Source organism: Alkalibaculum bacchi, from assembly GCF_937875145.1.
Taxonomy (GTDB): domain Bacteria; phylum Bacillota; class Clostridia; order Eubacteriales; family Alkalibacteraceae; genus Alkalibaculum; species Alkalibaculum bacchi_A.
In genome coordinates this window covers 1-15,516 of record NZ_CALNCS010000061.1, presented here as the reverse complement: position 1 = coordinate 15,516, position 15,516 = coordinate 1, and the positions used below count along the sequence as shown (strand labels likewise).

Annotated in this window: 15 protein-coding genes and 1 rRNA gene; 3 read left to right on the top strand and 13 right to left on the bottom strand. The window is 33.4% G+C overall.

The annotated features are described in order from the left end of the window. Positions 1-117 precede the first annotated feature (117 nt). The 12 genes from rho to Q7P22_RS04030 form a co-directional block, all read right to left on the bottom strand. Positions 118-1,767, bottom strand: coding sequence for a transcription termination factor Rho (gene rho / locus Q7P22_RS04085; protein WP_113920909.1), 1,650 nt, complete (start codon positions 1,765-1,767; stop codon positions 118-120). A gap of 601 nt (positions 1,768-2,368) precedes the next feature. Next, the gene (locus tag Q7P22_RS04080) at positions 2,369-3,973 is read right to left on the bottom strand and encodes a CTP synthase (protein WP_113920908.1); all 1,605 of its coding nucleotides are present in this window, start codon (positions 3,971-3,973) and stop codon (positions 2,369-2,371) included. A 251-nt stretch (positions 3,974-4,224) separates the two neighbouring features. After that, positions 4,225-5,163, bottom strand: coding sequence for a transketolase family protein (locus tag Q7P22_RS04075; protein WP_113920907.1), 939 nt, complete (start codon positions 5,161-5,163; stop codon positions 4,225-4,227). After that, positions 5,160-5,969, bottom strand: coding sequence for a transketolase (locus tag Q7P22_RS04070; RefSeq protein WP_303860977.1), 810 nt, complete (start codon positions 5,967-5,969; stop codon positions 5,160-5,162). Before Q7P22_RS04070 ends, Q7P22_RS04075 begins: the two co-directional genes overlap by 4 nt. 21 nt (positions 5,970-5,990) lie before the next feature. After that, positions 5,991-6,851: a YitT family protein gene (locus Q7P22_RS04065; RefSeq protein WP_303860975.1), complete on the bottom strand. Its 861-nt coding sequence runs from the start codon at positions 6,849-6,851 to the stop codon at positions 5,991-5,993. A gap of 269 nt (positions 6,852-7,120) precedes the next feature. Next, the gene (locus Q7P22_RS04060) at positions 7,121-7,471 is read right to left on the bottom strand and encodes a type II toxin-antitoxin system PemK/MazF family toxin (RefSeq protein ID WP_113920904.1); all 351 of its coding nucleotides are present in this window, start codon (positions 7,469-7,471) and stop codon (positions 7,121-7,123) included. A 258-nt stretch (positions 7,472-7,729) separates the two neighbouring features. Beyond that, positions 7,730-8,866 carry an alanine racemase gene (gene alr / locus Q7P22_RS04055; protein WP_113920903.1) on the bottom strand — a complete coding sequence of 379 codons (1,137 nt, stop codon included), beginning with the start codon at positions 8,864-8,866 and terminating at the stop codon, positions 7,730-7,732. 86 nt (positions 8,867-8,952) lie between these two features. Next, positions 8,953-9,639, bottom strand: coding sequence for a 5'-methylthioadenosine/adenosylhomocysteine nucleosidase (locus tag Q7P22_RS04050; protein ID WP_113920902.1), 687 nt, complete (start codon positions 9,637-9,639; stop codon positions 8,953-8,955). A gap of 15 nt (positions 9,640-9,654) precedes the next feature. Continuing rightward, on the bottom strand, positions 9,655-10,578 hold the full coding sequence (locus Q7P22_RS04045) for an AEC family transporter (protein WP_113920901.1): 924 nt from the start codon (positions 10,576-10,578) through the stop codon (positions 9,655-9,657). Between the two features lie 380 nt (positions 10,579-10,958). Continuing rightward, positions 10,959-11,543 (bottom strand): rubrerythrin, encoded by a 585-nt coding sequence (gene rbr, locus Q7P22_RS04040; RefSeq protein WP_303860964.1) that lies wholly within the window; start codon positions 11,541-11,543, stop codon positions 10,959-10,961. A 197-nt stretch (positions 11,544-11,740) separates the two neighbouring features. Next, a complete protein-coding gene (locus tag Q7P22_RS04035) occupies positions 11,741-12,208 on the bottom strand; it encodes a hypothetical protein (RefSeq protein WP_303860961.1) in 468 nt (155 codons plus the stop codon). 20 nt (positions 12,209-12,228) lie between these two features. Beyond that, the gene (locus Q7P22_RS04030; protein ID WP_303860957.1) at positions 12,229-12,672 is read right to left on the bottom strand and encodes a cell wall hydrolase; all 444 of its coding nucleotides are present in this window, start codon (positions 12,670-12,672) and stop codon (positions 12,229-12,231) included. A gap of 197 nt (positions 12,673-12,869) precedes the next feature. On the opposite strand from Q7P22_RS04030, the gene deoD reads away from it, so the two are divergent. The 3 genes from deoD to Q7P22_RS04015 all read left to right on the top strand — a co-directional run bounded on the left by deoD (position 12,870) and on the right by Q7P22_RS04015 (position 14,912). Continuing rightward, complete coding sequence (deoD, locus tag Q7P22_RS04025) at positions 12,870-13,577, top strand: purine-nucleoside phosphorylase (protein ID WP_207657443.1); 708 nt, start codon at positions 12,870-12,872, stop codon at positions 13,575-13,577. 67 nt (positions 13,578-13,644) lie between these two features. Continuing rightward, positions 13,645-13,860, top strand: a complete 216-nt coding sequence (locus Q7P22_RS04020; protein ID WP_113920896.1) for a PspC domain-containing protein — start codon at positions 13,645-13,647, stop codon at positions 13,858-13,860. Positions 13,861-14,147: 287 nt separating this feature from the next. Next, positions 14,148-14,912: an MBL fold metallo-hydrolase gene (locus Q7P22_RS04015; RefSeq protein ID WP_303860947.1), complete on the top strand. Its 765-nt coding sequence runs from the start codon at positions 14,148-14,150 to the stop codon at positions 14,910-14,912. Between the two features lie 245 nt (positions 14,913-15,157). Here Q7P22_RS04015 and rrf read toward each other — a convergent pair. Beyond that, positions 15,158-15,274: ribosomal RNA gene (rrf, locus tag Q7P22_RS04010) — 5S ribosomal RNA — on the bottom strand. Positions 15,275-15,516 lie beyond the last annotated feature (242 nt).

The following is a 15,516-nucleotide window of genomic DNA, read 5'->3' as shown; positions in this document are numbered from 1 at the left end:
TTTCCAAAACTTAATATATATAAAATATTCATGTCAATTTTACACTCATAATATTTTATCACGGTTTGTCCCATATGGCAAATATTTTTATCTACTATTTTCTTCTAAACCTGCCTATTATTTTAAATTGTACTTTGAAATCATAAAATGAATAAAATCTTCATTGGTTTTTGTCCTAGATAAAGTATCAATGATTTTTTCCGTTACATCTGCATTAGAAGAATTGCTATACATCTTTCGGATTCCAAAAACAAGCCTTAATTCTTGTTCTGATAACAACTTGTCTTCTCTTCTTGTTCCAGACTTATAAATATCTATGGCAGGGAAGATTCTCTTTTCTGAAAGGCTACGGTCTAAGTGAAGTTCCATATTACCCGTTCCCTTAAACTCTTCAAAGATGACATCATCCATTCGACTGCCTGTCTCAATTAAAGCTGTAGCTAATATGGTTAAACTTCCACCGTGTTCTATATTTCTAGCAGCTCCAAAGAATTTCTTTGGCAAGTATAGTGATTCTGGATCTAAGCCACCTGAAAGAGTTCTGCCAGATGGATGTACTACTAGATTATTTGCTCTAGCAAATCGAGTAATACTGTCAATCAATATGACTACATCTTTGCCCTGCTCTACTAAACGCTTTCCTCTCTCTAAAACAATCTCAGCAGCTTTAATATGATTCGATGCCAATTGATCAAAGGTAGAATACACTACATCTCCTTTTATAGACCTTATCATATCTGTAACTTCTTCTGGCCTTTCGTCAATTAAAAGAACGATAAGTTCCATATCAGGATGATTCTTTGCAATAGCATTGGCAACCTGTTTTAATAATACAGTTTTACCAGCCTTAGGTGCTGCCACAATCATCCCTCTTTGTCCTTTTCCTATTGGCGCAAAAAGGTCAATAATTCTAGTAGAGATGGTATTATTATTCGTTTCAAGCTTAATCTTTTCTTCAGGAAATATTGGCGTCAATTTTTCAAAATTGGGTCTATTGACAACGGTCTCAGGTACATCTCCATTTACAGATTCTACATAAAGTAAGGCATCGAATTTTTCCCCTTCATTTGGAATGCGAATCTTTCCGACGATTTTGTCGCCTGTCCGAAGCTTGTAACGCCTAATTTGAGATGGAGATACGTAAATATCATTTTCTCCAGTTAAGTAATTATTGGTTCTAAGGAAGCCAAAGCCATCAGGATTTACTTCTAGTATTCCTATTTGGGATTTGCTATACCTGCTCATATCCTTTTTATCTGGATTGTTCATCATACTAGCTTCTTCTTTTATAATCTGGCTCGTAGTTTTTCCGTTAACATTCTCTACAAATAACATGGCATAATACTTTTCCCCTTCTTTAGGGCTACGAACCTTGCCTTTTATTTCATCACCGGATTCTAATTTAAATTTTTGAATTTGAGAGGCTGAAACATAGACATATTCTTCTGGGGAGATCATATCTTCACTTTTTAGAAAGCCAAATCCTTCTGGGAGAATTTGAAGAGTTCCTTTAAGATTAAAAGATTCGTGGATGTCGTCTTTAAGCTTAGAATATTTATTGGGGTTTTCTTTTTCTTCAAGCGGTTTGATTTCTTCTACTCTATTTTCTGCATGCCTTGCTTTTAATTGAGTTTTTTCTTCTTCTGCATAAATCATTTGAATTTTTTCGATTAGTTCACGTTTTTTATATTTAGTAACTGATGGGATTCCTAATTCCTTTGCTTTATCTCTCAGCTGTATAATTGTTAGTATTTCTAGGTTCTCCATTTATGGACAACACCTCCTATTTTATATTTTCACGATAATCTACGGTCATAGACGAAGTTAAGAATAAAAAATTCAATATAGAAATAATTTATAAATAATTTATACACTATAATACAGTATTTAATATATAGTCATTTTATGAATATAAACATGGCACTCAAAAGAAATTAGTATTAAACAGAGATGATGTTGAATATAATATAGATAATATTTGATTAGACATTATTAATATATCATAATTTTTTCACATGTCAATAAAGAAAAAGATTTTAATACGCAATTTTACTATTGGTGGATAAAATACAGCAAAATTTTAGTATGGCTTTATATCATTATCTTATCCACAATATTTAGATTTATCAATACTTTATTAATGTGAACAACTCTTGTGTTGTTCGACAAAATAATACACAATATCCTGTTCTATTTGTACTTTTTGTGAATTATTAAAAAAGTTATTCACAGTATCAACACTTTTCCCCATAGTTATCCACATTTTTGTCAATAAAGGTGTCGAAGAAATAAAAAAATGAACCCCAAAAAGTTAATAAATCTGTCTAACTTTTTGGGGTGCATTTAAAACTACACTATATGTTTAAAGCTATTGTCGATTATTTTTTGCGCTTTTAACGAACTCTCTAAATAAAGGATGCGCTTTATTGGGTCTAGATTTAAACTCTGGATGTGCTTGCGTAGCAACAAACCATGGGTGATCTTTTAATTCAATCATCTCCACTAGTTTGCCATCTGGAGAAACACCGCTGATCATCATACCTTTTTCTTCAAGTACTTCTCTATATTCATTATTTACCTCATAGCGATGTCTATGTCTTTCATCAATAATTGGCTTTCCATATGATTCATAGGACTTTGAGCCTTCTTTTAACTGACACGGATAAAGTCCAAGCCTCATTGTACCACCTTTATCATCAATGTCCTTTTGATCTTGCATAAGGTCAATAACAGGATATGGTGTATTCGGATCTAGTTCTGAACTATGGGCACCTTTTAATCCTACTACATTTCGAGCAAATTCAATAACAGCGATTTGCATGCCTAAGCATAATCCTAAATAAGGTACTTTGTTTAGTCTAGCATACTTGGCTGCTAGGATTTTGCCTTCTACGCCTCTATGCCCAAAGCCACCTGGTACGATAATTCCGTTAACATCTTTAAATACTTCTTTTACATTGTCTTCTTTTATTTCTTCAGAGTGGACCCATTTGATCTCTACTTCACAGTCATTTGCAATTCCACCGTGTTTTAAAGCCTCTACAACAGAAAGATAAGCATCATGTAATTCAACATACTTACCAACTAATGCTATTTTTACTTTATCTTTTAAATTTTTTGATTTTTCAACCATAGAGATCCAATCGCTAGAGTCTACTTGACCACATTTAATAGATAGTTTTTCACATACTAAATTAGCTAGTCCTTCTTTTTCAAGTAGTAAAGGAACCTCGTATAATTCCTCTGCATCTGCATTTTGGATTACTGCTCTTGATTCAATATTGCAGAATAAGCTTATCTTTTCTTTAATATCATCATTTACTTCTTTTTCAGAGCGTAAAATAATAATATCTGGTTGAATTCCTAGTCCTGTCAGCTCTTTTACACTATGCTGAGTTGGCTTTGTCTTTAACTCTCCAGCCATATTTAAATAAGGTAGTAATGTTACATGTATAAAAATTACATTTTTATGTCCTAAATCATTTTGCAATTGTCGAATTGCTTCAAGAAAAGGAAGACTTTCAATATCACCAACCGTACCGCCAATTTCAGTGATAACTACATCTGTTGAAGTTTCTTGTCCAACTTTTAAGATATTTTCTTTAATTTCATTTGTAATATGAGGGATAACTTGGACCGTTCCTCCTAAATAATCCCCTTTTCTCTCTTTAGAAATAACAGACCAGTATATTTTTCCAGTGGTCACATTACTCCATTTTGATAAATTTACATCGATAAATCTCTCATAATGACCTAAATCTAAATCTGTTTCTGCACCATCATCTGTTACAAATACTTCACCATGTTGATAAGGGCTCATCGTACCTGGGTCATAATTTAAATAAGGATCAAATTTCTGAATAGATACCTTTAAACCTCTATCTTTTAACAATCTGCCCAATGAAGCTGCAGTAATACCTTTTCCCAGTGAGGAGACCACGCCGCCAGTTACAAAAATATACTTGGTACTCATAAAAAACCTCCATATTTAAGTTAAACTATATTTATCTATATCCTATTTAGACTTTTTCAAACTATTTTAGTTTAATGTTTATTATGAATAATGTCAATTAATTATATATATAAATAGATCATCAATCAATAAAAATAACTGTCTATAATTCTTTAATGTATGCAAATAAGTCCTTTAACATAGCAAAACTCTAACTTATCCAAGTTAGAGTTTCATTAACGTGCTATTTTGTATCTTTTTATTACGATGTACTATTTTCTACTTATTACTTTTTTAGCAGCTTGTACGATATTACTTGCTGTTAAACCATATTTTTCTAATAATTCATTTGGTTTTCCGGATTCGCCAAAGGTATCTTGTACACCTACTTTTTCTAGTGGTGCGAAAGTACCATTTACTAATACATCTGCAACAGCAGATCCAAGCCCGCCAATAATGCTGTGCTCTTCAGCTGTAACGATAGCACCTGTCTCTTGAGCAGCTTTTACAATAGCGTCTTCATCAATTGGCTTAATAGAGCTCATGTTTATTACTCGAGCAGAGATGCCTTCTTTTTCTAATTCTTCAGCAGCTTTTAAGGCTTCTGCAACCATAATACCTACTGCTATAAGTGTAACATCATTTCCCTGGCGTAATTCTACAGATTTTCCAATTTCGAATTCATAGTTTTCATCTAATACGATTGGCAAGTTTGGTCTTCCTAATCTTATGTAAACAGGTCCATCATATTTTGCAGCTTCATTGATCATCTTTTCTGTTTCAACTCCATCAGCTGGGCAAAGTACAATTAAGTTTGGAAGACTTCTCATAATAGCAATATCTTCGATAGACTGATGAGTTGCACCATCTTCTCCAACTGTAAGTCCTGCATGAGTAACGGCTATTTTAACATTTAATTTTGGATAGCAAATAGAATTTCGAATAATCTCAAAAGCTCTTCCTGCTCCAAATACTGCAAAAGTTGATGCAAAAGGAATCTTTCCTGATGCTGCAAGTCCTGCGGCTATACCAAGCATATTTTGTTCTGCAATACCACAGTTGAAATGTCTATCAGGAGTTTTATCACAGAAAGTAGCTGTATTTGTAGATTTTGATAAATCTGCATCTAAAACGACTATATCCTTGTTTGTTTCTCCAAGTTTCGCAAGTGTATTTCCGTATGCTACTCTAGTAGCTACTTGATTACTCATAGTGTGCCTCCTAACTCTGCTAACGCTTGTTTTGTTTGTTCTTCATTTGGAGCTGAACCATGCCAACCAGCTTGATCTTCCATGAAGGATACACCTTTACCTTTTATGGTTTTGCACACTAATACATTTGGTTTTCCTTCTACAACTTTGCCTAAAGCTTCGCGAATTTGATCAAAATCATGACCATCTTCTACATTGATTACATTCCAGTTAAAGGCAGCGAATTTTCCATCGATTGGATCAGAATTCATTACATCGCAGCATCTTCCGTCAATTTGAAGACCATTGTAATCTACAAATGCTATAAGATTATCTAAATTGTAATGGCTTGCTGACATTGCAGCTTCCCAAATCATGCCTTCAGCTAATTCTCCATCCCCTAATAGAGCATATACTTTTGCGTCATTACCATCTAATTTGTTTGCAATAGCCATTCCTACTGCAGCTGATAAACCTTGCCCTAAAGAACCAGTAGACATGTCCACACCTGGTACGTTTTTCATATCAGGATGTCCTTGTAGTCTGCTGTCGATTCTTCTGAAAGTAAGTAATTCTTCTTTTTCAAAATATCCTCTTTCTGCTAAAGTTGCATATAGTAAAGGTGAAGCATGTCCTTTTGAAAGAACAAATTTATCTCTACCAACTTTTTTAGGATCTTTTGGGTCAATATTCATTACTTCAAAGTATAGTAATGTTAAGATTTCTACTCCAGATAAAGACCCACCTGGATGTCCTGATGCAGCATTTGCTATTTCTTTAATAATACTTTGTCTAATATTTGTTGCAATAGCTTTTAAATCTGCCATGTATAACTCTCCTCCTCATTTTTAATCTATATTTTTAAAGCCTTCGCCTATGACCTCATGGACGTTAGCTAATATAACAAAAGCATTTGGATCAATAGAGCGAACGATATCTTTTAACTGAAAGACCTCTGCTCGATTTACTACGCAAAGGAGTACATCTCTATCCTCATTAGTGTATGCGCCTTTACCTCTTAAAGTAGTAACGCCTCTATCTAAATCCTTCATAATCCTGTATGCGATTTCTGTAGAATTCTTTGAGATAATGTAGAAGGCTTTTGTATTACTTATACCTTCTTGTATTACGTCCATTAATCGCATATTAATGTAGATTGTCAAAATAGAATATAGTGCAACCTCAATATCTTGAAATGCAATTCCTGCTATAGCTACAACTATAGAGTCTACTATGAGCAACCAAGTAGAAACAGATATTGTTCTAAAATAATGATGCATAAGCGCGGCAAGCAGATCTGTTCCTCCAGTAGTTCCACCAAATCGAAAAATAATACCTATTCCTATTCCCAGCAAGATACCCCCAAAAACAGAAGATAAAAACAAATCATCTGTCAATTGAGGTGATTTTACAATAAAGTCAATACATAATGAAAAGAAAATTGTACCATAGAAACTTTTTGCACCAAATTTTGCTCCTAATAATTTAATGGAAATAATAAATAGTGGAATCGTTAAGACAAGGGTAGTGATACCAATAGGGAAATTTGTAAAATGATATATTACTGCTGCTAAACCACTAAAGCCCCCAGGAGCAATCCTCGCAGGTACGAAAAACGAATTAAAGGCTACCGCCATAATCATGCAGCCAATAGATATCCCAAAATAGTCTAACAATAATTTGCTTATCCTTTTAAAGTTATTGGTCATTTTCTTTCTCCTATTTAATTCATGGTTATTATACCATAACATTTGCTCAATTTATTAACAATCAAATATGTAAACGTGATCAAGTTTTTACTATGATAGATTTTTTGATTTACTTCATAAGGAAGAGTATATATTGTTTGCGCTTGAGTACTAGAAGCTGAATGCAGAAAGCTGAATGCGGAACTTTTGTCCCAATAAGGTAAATATGTAAAAGTCCACTAATACGAATAGCACCTCCTAAAAAGAAAGGTGCTAACTCGTAAATATTCTTAGAAATTTGCCATTCCAAAACTGATTTGTAAGGCTTCATTTACTTGATTCATTAATTCATCGTCTAAGTGACCAATTTTTTCTCTTAGTCTCTTCTTATCTATTGTCCTAATCTGTTCAAGCAAAACAACAGAATCTTTGCTTAGACCGAATTCAGTAGCGTTGATTTCTATATGAGTAGGTAACTTTGACTTATTAATTTGAGATGTTATAGCCGAAATAATAATTGTAGGGCTATATTTGTTGCCAACGTTATTTTGTAGAACAAGCACAGGTCTTACGCCTCCTTGTTCAGACCCTATTACTGGGCTTAAATCTGCATAATAAACGTCTCCTCGTTTGACATTCACCCTTTTTCACTCTCCGATTTAATATTATAAAGTCCTAATAACTTAATTTTTCAAATAAGCTAAATGGAATGGAGTCGTGTGCAAGCTATTTTTTCTCTATTTTCTTGTTGAGAGAGAGTTTACCAAATTAAGTATAGCTTAGAACCCAAACCATTTTCAGTACTTATAATATCTTATAAATTTTGTTATAATTTCGTTACCGAAATTGACAAGAAAACAGAGCGAATGATATGTAATTTTCTCTCAACTGTATTATGGTCAACTATAAAGATTTTTATCCATATTTATGAAATCTTTTTTCCAATAATAAAGTTTAGGAACACGAGGAGATATCATACAAGAAACTTCATAATTAATCGTACCCATCTTTTCTGCCAATTCTTCAATTGGCAAACCAGGTCCATAAAGAAGAACTTCATCATTTACCTTAACCTGTGAAATATGAGTAACATCTACCATACACTGGTCCATGCATATCCTTCCTACAATTTTTGCTCTCTGACCTCTAATGAGGACTTCTCCCTTATTAGAAAGCAATCGACTATACCCATCAGCATAACCAACGGATAAAGTAGCAATTAATCTTTCATCTTCTGCTATATACTTTCTACCGTAACTTACACTATCACCTGAATAGATTTTCTTAAGATTAGCAATTCTGGTTTTAAAGCTTTTTACTGGCTTTAAAGAAATTTTTTCCTTGTTTACTTCTTCAGACGGATACATGCCATATAGAATAATACCTGGACGAACAATATTATATTGGCTCGTAGGCAAATCCATAATAGCAGCACTATTTGATAAGTGTTTAGTGGGAATATCTATTCTCCTTTTCGTTAACAATTTTAGTACTTCTTCAAATGATTCCATCTGAGATAAGCTATAGCTTTTATCTTTTTCATCAGAAGTTGCAAAATGGCTATAAATCCCTTCTACTACCAGATTATCCATAGTATAAATATCCTCTATAGATTTAACACTTTCTTTTATCCCTCTAAAACCTAATCTACCCATACCTGTATCTAATTTTATATGTATTTTTACAGTTTTAGCAGTTTGTTTAGATAACTCTCTTGCAAAGTCTATATGGTATACTGTAGGAGTCAAATCCCACTCTAATAATTCTCTTATTTCATCATTAGAAATATAACCTAAAATAAGAATAGGGCATCTAATCCCTGCATTTCTCAGTTGTATTCCCTCGTCTACACGGGCCACCGCAAACCGTTTTGCGCCATTTTGAACTAAGGTCTTAGCACATTCAATAGCCCCATGACCATAGGCATCTGCTTTAATGATAGGCATCAATTCGACCTGTTCTCCTACACATTTTTTAATCTCATTATAATTGTCAATTAAATAATCTAAGCGGATTTCACACCAAACGGGCATCATATAAAAAACCTCTTTTCCAAACTAAGATACGAGCTATTATTGTAAGCAAAGGGTTTTACTTAGCTTTGAAACTCAAATCTTAGAGTTTACAATTTTTCTAAAATACTTTCTAACATATAACTTGAATTTTTAGCTGCAAATTCTACAAATTCGTTGTAATTGATCTCTACTTCTTCGTCTGCCTTATCGGAGATTGCTCGAATAATGAGAAAAGGAACTTCATTTAAATAGCACACATGGGCGATAGCGCCACCCTCCATTTCAACACAATATCCTTCAAAATTTTCTACTAAGAAGTGTTTTATTTCACTGCTTGCAATTCCTTGATCGCCTGTTAATACTCTACCTTTAAAGATTTTATGATCTTCTATTGTGATTCCATCAATGATGTCTAATAGTTTTTGATCTGCTACAAAAATACTCTCTTTTAAGCCTGGTACAATTCCTCTTGGATCTCCAAAGACAGAGGCATCTATATCGTGTTGAAGAGAATCTGTAGACACTACAATATCCCCTACATTTAAATCAGGATGAAGTGCCCCAGCCACACCTGTATTGATTACTACATCTACATGAAAGATATCTATTAAAATCTGTGTACACATGGCTGCATTTACCTTACCAATACCTGAACGAACTAAGACGATGTTCTTATCTCTTAATTTCCCTATGTAAAAAGTGAGACTCGCTTTTTCTTCTATTTTAGTTAAATCCATTCTTTCTCTTAAAATAGTAATTTCTTTTTCCATTGCACCTATTATACCTATTATCATTTGTTTTCTCCTTTTTTATATATTTGATATTATTAACACTAATAAGGGTATGGTAACCATCGACAAAAGTGTACTCATAAATGTTCCTGATGATGCTAATTCTGCATGACCTCCATATTCTTTTGCTACAATGGCGCAGTTAGCAGCAATGGGCATACCTGTAATAACTACTGGTACCCCTAATAACAAAGGATCGCTGATAAAATTTTGAAATAAGAGAAGCACTATTAGTGGCAAAATGAGAAGCCTTATAGCTGATATTGCATATAATCGCCACTCTTTAAACATTTCTTTCATATTTACACCACATAAAGATCCTCCTATAAAAATCATAGATAGAGGTGTTGTCATATTTCCTACTAGCTCCATTGGTTGAAGTAAAAAGGCAGGAATTTGTATAGAGAAAGCAAACAATAGAAAGCCAATAATAACAGCTAGAATATTAGGATTTAACAATATCTTTATATTAAACTTTTTCTTTTCACTGGCCATCATGTAAATACCAACGGTATACAGTAAGATGTTAAAAGGTATAATAAAGATTGACCCATAAAATATGGCTTCGCTAGAATAAATAGACAACAATACTGGAAATCCAATAAACGACACATTAGAAAATATGGTCATAAATTGGTATACACCCCTTTCATTGTCTCCATTTGCTCTTAATAGTTTAGGCACTATAAGAGAAATTATGATAGAAATAAAGTAAACTATTATAGATAGTAAAAAAACAGTTTTGATGTCATCTAGTTTATCTTGTGTAAAAGGGATCTGCATCGAAGAAACAATCAACAACGGACTGCATATATTTAATAAAAATTTAGGTAAGCTATTTACTGCTTCTTCACTTAATATGTTTTTCTTTCTACTGCAATAACCAATTATCCCCACTATAAACAAGGTAAGTATCGAAACAAAAATACGATTTAGATTCATAAATTACTCCTTTATTGCTCTTTTTTCAGTCAATGAATTCCATGAAATTATTATACAGTTTTAATTATGCAAATACAATATTACAACTTAATAGGTCTTATTTATTACTTCACTTACTTTATCTAGAAAAGTGCCATTTTAATGCTCTAGCCATCAGCAATCAGCCACCAGCCACTAGTGCTCAAAGGTCAAGTCTTACAGGCCAAATACGCAAGTCTTGTATATAAAAATAATTTAAATAGTAGTTAATTCAAAAGGTAAAACCTTCTTACTGTAAAGTAAAAGAAAAATAACTTCTCCTTAAAAAAGAGAAGTTATTTTTTCTTTTGTAGTGATTAGGCAGTTATTTTTATAATAATAGCAACTATGCTAATTCGTATTTATCCTTGTAATAATTTAAAGGATCCTTGAGGTCTTTGGCAAATTGGACACACACCAGGAGCTTCTAAGCCTACATGAATGTGTCCGCATTCTAAACATAGCCATTGGACTGTGCCAGTTTGTCTATACATCTCATTATTCTTAACTCTTTCAGCATATTCTTTAAATCTTTGCTCATGTTTTACTTCTACTTGTGCTACTAAATCAAACACATCTGCTACCTGTATAAATCCTTCTTCTTTAGCTTCTTTAGCCCAAGTAGGATAAAGTATAGAGTTCTCCTCGTGCTCACCCTCAGCTGCTGCTTCTAAGTTTTCTAAAGTAGTACCCAATTGTACAGGATAACCTGCGTTAAAAACAGCTATTTGCTCTCCTTTAAATTCTTGATTTAGTATCCTAAAAAATCGTTCTGCATGGTACTTTTCATTATGAGCCGTCTCATCAAATACTTGGTAAATATCTTTTTGCTTTTCTTGCTGAGCTTTCTCTGCATAAAATGTGTACCTATTTCTAGCTTGTGATTCCCCTGAAAAAGCTTTCATTAAATTTTCAGCTGTTTTCGTTCCTTTTAAACTTTTCTCCATATTATCACCTCATATGTATTATTGCCCATTCAAAAAAAATAACTACATAAAACTGATTTTATTGTTTTAATAACAATATAAAACATTAGTCAAACGATTGTTGGGCAATGGTTCAACAGTAGTTAAACAATTGTTTAATATCCTTATACAATTAAATAAGTAAAACTGCCATGGAAAGTATGGCAGCTTTACTTTTTTTATTCTTCAGTGTAAGATAGTCCAGCTGTATCCATATATGGTACTCCTGGTGCAGAAGTATATACTGTAACAAATTTGACGGAGTACATATCGCCAACGAGTATATTGCCTGTTTGAACTTCTCTCAATTCTATAAAATCAATTCCGACTTGAGTTAATATACCATCTCTGTCAATAAATGTTCCTGTACCAACTAAGAAGTCAATTCTTATATATTGGCCGATAAACTGTTGTAAATAGCCTTGGATATAATTAGGTCCCATTACAGGTGATATTCTTTGTGGGACACCATTTTGTGGTGGTACAGGTTGCATGGGTTGCATGGGTTGCATAGGTTGTTGTGGCTGCATAGGCATACCACCTTGAGGTGGGCGCATATACATTGGTGGCATTTGCATAGGTGTTGCATATTTATTTTCAAATGTTGATAAGATTTTTGAACTATCTGGTATTATATTTTTTTTCATTTTAAACTCCTCTTCATTTTTTATGTTTGCGAATATAACGGTGTTGGATCAAAAAAACAGTGTAATCTTATCCTAGAATTAATAACACCACTTTGATTATATGGAAAATACACAGGACAATCTGGTACAAATGGATTCATATACCACAAAGATTCAACGATATTATAAACTTTATTGCCTGCTAGTGCCCAATCTGCAATATCATAGTGTATTTGTTCTGGATGGGCATTATATATATTTTGTGGATTATATTGACCACCTAATGTCTCTGTTGCGCAATCAAATTGACCTGGTTGAAAGATTACTCTTCTCAAATCACCTTGATTAACCCTTTGATATTCTCCTTCGGCGACGTGTACTCTATTCATTACAACTGTTGCTACAGCCTTCATACCAGTGTCTCCTTCGCCTTCGGCTTCGCATTTAATAAGTCTTGCAAGCAATTCTCTAACTGAGTACGCCATATTTTCCTCCTATATTTATTAACAATCTTTATTCATTATATTTTGAGATTTTATTTTTGCTACAAGTCTAAACACTTTGTTTTAATTTATGCAAAATTACTTGAACCATATCATTCAGTATAAATATTTTATTTATAGATTATTAATTAGGGTATAATGATAGTAGATATTATTATATTAATATGAGGTGAAGAATTGTGAGTGTTCATAATAGTGCAAAAAAAGGAGATATTGCAAAGACTGTTTTAATGCCTGGGGATCCCTTACGAGCAAAATTTATTGCTGAAAAGTACTTGGATAGTCCCTTTTGTTTTAATAAAGTAAGGGGTATGCTAGGTTTTACTGGACTATATAAAGGCAAGAAGGTATCCGTAATGGGCTCTGGAATGGGCATGCCCTCTATGAGTATTTACTCTTATGAATTATTTACAGAGTACGATTGCAATAATATTATAAGAATAGGCTCATGTGGTTCGTATCAAAAGGATATTCAAATAAGAGATATTATCCTGGCTATGGCTACCTGCACGAATTCTAATTTTGCACATCAATACCAGCTCCCTGGTAATTTTGCTCCAATAGCAAATTATGATTTATTATCAAAGGCTTATAATATCGCTGGTTCAAGGAATTTAGATGTAAAAGTTGGGAATATATTGACCAGTGATTTATTCTATAATGATGACAAAGACTCCTGGAAAACTTGGGCTAAAATGGGCGTTTTAGGCGTCGAGATGGAGACTGCTGCTCTTTATATGAACGCAACTCAATTAGGAAAGAATGCTTTATCTATTTTGACTGTGAGCGATAGTATCGTAACCTCAGAAGCTACCACTCCAGAAGAGAGAGAGAAAACGTTGACAGATATGATTGAAATTGCTTTAGATTTAGCTATTGAAATCTAATAGCACTGTGATAATTTCCATAAAATATCAATTTCTTTTTAATAAATATATACAAGGGGGTACCAAAATGAAAAGATTATACAAAAACAAAGCGGAGGGTAAGATAAGCGGCGTGTGTCAAGGAGTATCCGAATACTTTTCTATCGATCCATCTATCGTGAGAATTCTTTGGGTGGTATTATCCTTACCATTAGTAGGTCTTGGGCTATTTCTCTACATTGCATGTGCTTTCATATTGCCTGATAAAAGCGATCTTAATTTTGATGACTATACTATAGACTAACATTAAAGTGCCTTTGGCACTTTAGCCATCAGCAGCTAGTCTTCAGCTTTCAGTGCTAGAGTCAAGTCTTACAGGTCAAAGATTCAATCACATATAAAGAGGGCTTAAATAATATTTTAGTCTAAAAGTAAAACTTTCTATGGGGTTAAAGATCTTTCGCTGGCGCTTAGGATGACTTAAGCAGTAGCTAGGATCAAAAAGTAACACCTTCCTGTCAAACAAGGAAAGAGTGGAAGGGAGAGCTTTCCACTCTTTTATAAATACAAAACTAACAAAAGAGGTACTTTATGTCAAATATACGTTACATAGCTAATGCAGGCTTTTTAATTGAAAATATGGGGAAAAAGGTCATGATTGATGCCATTCATGCAAAACAAATAGACCCTTACTATAATGTAGATCGTCAAACAATTGATAAGATCATAAATGGGATTCCTCCATTTGACAATATGGATCTACTATTATTTACACATTACCATCCAGATCACTTTGATGGAGAAGCAACTTTACAAACATTACGTAATCACCCTAATACTAAGCTATTTTCTAGTAAACAAACAGTAGAGTTATTAAAGAACCTATCTCAATACGATATTTCTCTTGAACAACAACTCATTTATGATGAAGTAGAATTAAATACAATAAAGGATTTTAGCGTTAATGGGATTGATTTTTCGGTTACTTCATTAACTCATGATGGAAATGATTATAAGAATGTGGTTAATTTTGCATATCTATTAAAATTTAAGAATGAACGAATTTATCATTGTGGAGATGCAAAACCAGATTTAATAAATTACGAGAACTTAGGACTAGATAAACTGAATATAAATTATGCATTATTAGATTTTCCATATATTACATTGCCTAGGGCAAGAAAGGTCATTAGGGATCATATTAAGCCGCAGAAAATTGTATTAATGCATATGCCTAATAAGGAAAAAGATGAATATAATTGGTTGGGATCTATATATAAGGTGGTGGATAGATACGGAGACGAATTGCCGGAGTTGATTTTGTGTGAGGAGCTTGGTAAGGTGGTAAGAAGGTAGTAAGGTGACAAGGTGGTAAGGAAAAGCAAAAGCCACCGCTGGTGGCTAAAAAATAAAACCTTTCACTGAACAATGAAAAAATGAACACTAAACATCGAACAGTACAAATATGCGACCTCTCTATTAAGTCCTTCATATATTGTTCACTATTCATTGTTCAGTGTTCATTGTTCACTGCGACGTGAGTCGCTTAGTTCGACAGAAAAAAAGACCCCTGATAATCAGAGACCTTTCTTTACTAAACAAATCCGCAACGTCCTATTCTCCCAGGGCGTCACCACCCGAGTACCTTCGGCGCTGGAGGACTTTACTTCTGTGTTCGGTATGGGAACAGGTGTAGCCCCTCCGCTATTGCCGCGGAATGTGTTAGTTCTAAGTTTTATGTTCTATGTTCTAAGTAAAACCTTGTCACCTTCGGTGACTTACTGCTTTTCTCAAATCATAAAACTTTATAACTTATCACTAAGTTTATATCAAATGTTCCGCATTCAGCATTCAGCTTTCTGCTTAATAAGTGATATTTAAAAACAGCACAAGAAAGTAAATTTATTCATCATCTTTTTAAGGTCAAGTCCTCGGCCTATTAGTATCAGTCAGCTAAATG

Coding starts and splice junctions, on each gene's coding strand:
- rho (WP_113920909.1), bottom strand. CDS start 1,767: ATGGAGAACCTAGAAATACTAACAATTATACAGCTGAGAGATAAAGCA.
- Q7P22_RS04080 (WP_113920908.1), bottom strand. CDS start 3,973: ATGAGTACCAAGTATATTTTTGTAACTGGCGGCGTGGTCTCCTCACTG.
- Q7P22_RS04075 (WP_113920907.1), bottom strand. CDS start 5,163: ATGAGTAATCAAGTAGCTACTAGAGTAGCATACGGAAATACACTTGCG.
- Q7P22_RS04070 (WP_303860977.1), bottom strand. CDS start 5,969: ATGGCAGATTTAAAAGCTATTGCAACAAATATTAGACAAAGTATTATT.
- Q7P22_RS04065 (WP_303860975.1), bottom strand. CDS start 6,851: ATGACCAATAACTTTAAAAGGATAAGCAAATTATTGTTAGACTATTTT.
- alr (WP_113920903.1), bottom strand. CDS start 8,866: ATGATGCCCGTTTGGTGTGAAATCCGCTTAGATTATTTAATTGACAAT.
- Q7P22_RS04050 (WP_113920902.1), bottom strand. CDS start 9,639: ATGATAATAGGTATAATAGGTGCAATGGAAAAAGAAATTACTATTTTA.
- Q7P22_RS04045 (WP_113920901.1), bottom strand. CDS start 10,578: ATGAATCTAAATCGTATTTTTGTTTCGATACTTACCTTGTTTATAGTG.
- rbr (WP_303860964.1), bottom strand. CDS start 11,543: ATGGAGAAAAGTTTAAAAGGAACGAAAACAGCTGAAAATTTAATGAAA.
- Q7P22_RS04035 (WP_303860961.1), bottom strand. CDS start 12,208: ATGAAAAAAAATATAATACCAGATAGTTCAAAAATCTTATCAACATTT.
- Q7P22_RS04030 (WP_303860957.1), bottom strand. CDS start 12,672: ATGGCGTACTCAGTTAGAGAATTGCTTGCAAGACTTATTAAATGCGAA.
- Q7P22_RS04020 (WP_113920896.1), top strand. CDS start 13,645: ATGAAAAGATTATACAAAAACAAAGCGGAGGGTAAGATAAGCGGCGTG.
- Q7P22_RS04015 (WP_303860947.1), top strand. CDS start 14,148: ATGTCAAATATACGTTACATAGCTAATGCAGGCTTTTTAATTGAAAAT.